The organism is Kitasatospora putterlickiae, from assembly GCF_039527695.1.
Taxonomy (GTDB): Bacteria; Actinomycetota; Actinomycetes; order Streptomycetales; family Streptomycetaceae; genus Kitasatospora; species Kitasatospora putterlickiae.
Genome location: NZ_BAAAKJ010000166.1, coordinates 17,427 through 19,636, shown reverse-complemented (window position 1 = coordinate 19,636; position 2,210 = coordinate 17,427). Strand labels below are relative to the sequence as shown.

Annotated in this window: 2 protein-coding genes; both read right to left on the bottom strand. The window is 75.0% G+C overall.

Annotated features, from left to right (window positions below):
- Nucleotides 1-32: 32 nt before the first annotated feature.
- On the bottom strand, nucleotides 33-1,394 hold the full coding sequence (locus ABD308_RS17260) for a multidrug effflux MFS transporter (RefSeq protein ID WP_344335279.1): 1,362 nt from the start codon (nucleotides 1,392-1,394) through the stop codon (nucleotides 33-35).
- A 104-nt stretch (nucleotides 1,395-1,498) separates the two neighbouring features.
- Complete coding sequence (locus tag ABD308_RS17255; protein WP_344335276.1) at nucleotides 1,499-1,978, bottom strand: hypothetical protein; 480 nt, start codon at nucleotides 1,976-1,978, stop codon at nucleotides 1,499-1,501.
- Between the last annotated feature and the right edge of the window lie 232 nt (nucleotides 1,979-2,210).

The following is a 2,210-nucleotide window of genomic DNA, read 5'->3' as shown; positions in this document are numbered from 1 at the left end:
GGCACCCCGGCGGGGGCCGTTACGGCGGACGGCTACGCGACGGCCGGCTCGGGGGCGGGCCGGCCCGGGCGCAGGAGCAGCAGGTAGGAGGCCGCGGCGAGCAGGCCGCAGCCGAGCACGACGAACGCGAGCAGCACGGCCGAGGGGTTCCCGCCCAGGCTGCTGAGCGGGGCGACGACGGCGCCGCAGAGGAAGTTGCCGGTGCCGAGGAGGGCGGAGGCGGAGCCGGCGGCCTGCGGCGACACCATGCTGAGCGCCCGGGCGGCCGAGTTCGGCAGGACGATGCCGAGCCCCGCCATCATCACGAACAGCGAGCCGCAGAAGGCGACCAGCCCGAGGTCCCAGACGGCGGTGGCCAGGACCAGGAACGTTCCGGCGGCGATCAGCACCGCCAGGCCCGTCCGCATCAGCGTGGCGGCGGAGTACCGGGGCGCGAGCAGCCGTCCGTTCAGCTGGGTGGACGCCACGATGGCCACCGAGTTGAGCCCGAACAGCAGGCTGTAGGTCTGCGGCGACACGTGGTAGACGTGCTGCAGCACCACCGAGGAGCCGCTGATGTAGCCGAACAGCGCGCCGAACGCGAAGGTGCTGGTCAGCAGCAGGCCGAGGAACGGTACGTCGCGCAGGAGCCCGCCCATGGTGCGCAGGGTGGCGGCCAGGCCGCCGCCGCGCCGGGCGGACGCCGGGAGGGTCTCGCGCAGCGCGCCGAAGGCCACCAGGGTGAGCAGCAGGCCGAGCGCGGCCAGGGCGCCGAAGGTGCCGCGCCAGGAGGTGAAGCGCAGCAGTTGGGCGCCGAACAGCGGGGCGAGGATCGGGGCGAGGCCGGATATCAGGGTGATCGAGGCGAGGAAGCGGATCATCGCGACGCCCTCGAAGCGGTCGCGGGCGACGGCGCGGCCGATGACCAGTCCGGCGGCGCCCGCGGCGCCCTGGATGAAGCGGGCGGCGATCAGCACGGTCAGGTTGGGCGCGACCACGCAGGCGAGGCTGGCGAGCGTGTAGACGACGAGTCCGGCGAGCAGCGGCGGGCGGCGGCCGAAGCGGTCGCTGAGCGGTCCGAAGAGCAGCTGGCCTGCGGCGACGCCGAACATCGAGAAGGTGAGGGTGAGCTGGACGGCGGCCGGTTCGGCGGCGAGGTCGTCGGCGATCGCGGGCAGGCCCGGCAGGTAGAGGTCGGTGGTGAGCGGGCCGAGGGCGACCAGGCCGCCGAGGACGACGATGGTGGCGCGGCCGCCCACGCCGCCGGGCGCCCAGTCCTTGGCGGCGGTGGTCGTGGTCGTGGTGGCGGCGTCGGCGATCCCGGCGGCGGCATCGGTCGTGGCGGCGGCGTCGGTCGCGGTGGCGGCGGAGGCGGTCGACGCGTCACCGGCAGGGCCGGCGGTCGGACCAGGCATGGGGCTCCTCTCGGAACGGGCACGGCGATCGTGCTCGCTCCGTCCTACCCCAGCGCCCCGGGCCGCCGACAGTCGGGGGCCGGCCGAGGTCCGGTGACGGCGTCTCAGCGTGCGAGCCGTTCGGCCCGCAGGGCGGCCTGGACGGCGGCGCCGTCCTGCCAGGCGTAGAGCTGGTTGCCGTTCAGGGCGACGTTGTAGTGGCCGCAGGAGCCGGTGGCCTTGGTGGTGATGCCCTCCGGGAACCAGCCCGCCCTGAGCGAGACCGGCGCCGGGTGGCTGCCCTTGCCGGGTTCGGCGGTCCGGCAGCCGGCGGGCAGCCGCCCCTCCGGGAGGGTGGCGGTCAGCAGGCGGTCGTCGCCGGTGGTGGACATCAGGTAGCGGACGGACGAGGCGTTGTCAGGCAGCCAGGCCGGCACGGCTCGGTGGTCGGCCTTGGCCGCGCTGCCGCTGGTGTAGGTGGACTGCTCCTGGTGCCGGTCGTCGTACCACTCGGCGACCCTCGGCCCCACCGCCACGACGGCGACGGCGAGGGCCATGCCGGTGCCCGCCACTCCGAGTGCGATCTTGCCCGCGATGCCGTTCATGCCCGCCTGTCCTCTCCCATGGTGCTGCTGTGCGCCCGTCGCCCGTTTCCCGGCTCCGGGACCGGTTTCCCGGTGTGACTCCATCCTGGCGCCCGCCGGGGTGCCGGATCGTCATCGGGAGGTCTTGACCTTCCGCCGTCCTTGGGGGGTGGGTCCTCCACCTTGAGGCGTACGCGCGCCCGGCCGGTCTCGGGGTTCCCCCTGGTCGAGCCTGGCCCGGTCCGGCCGGCGG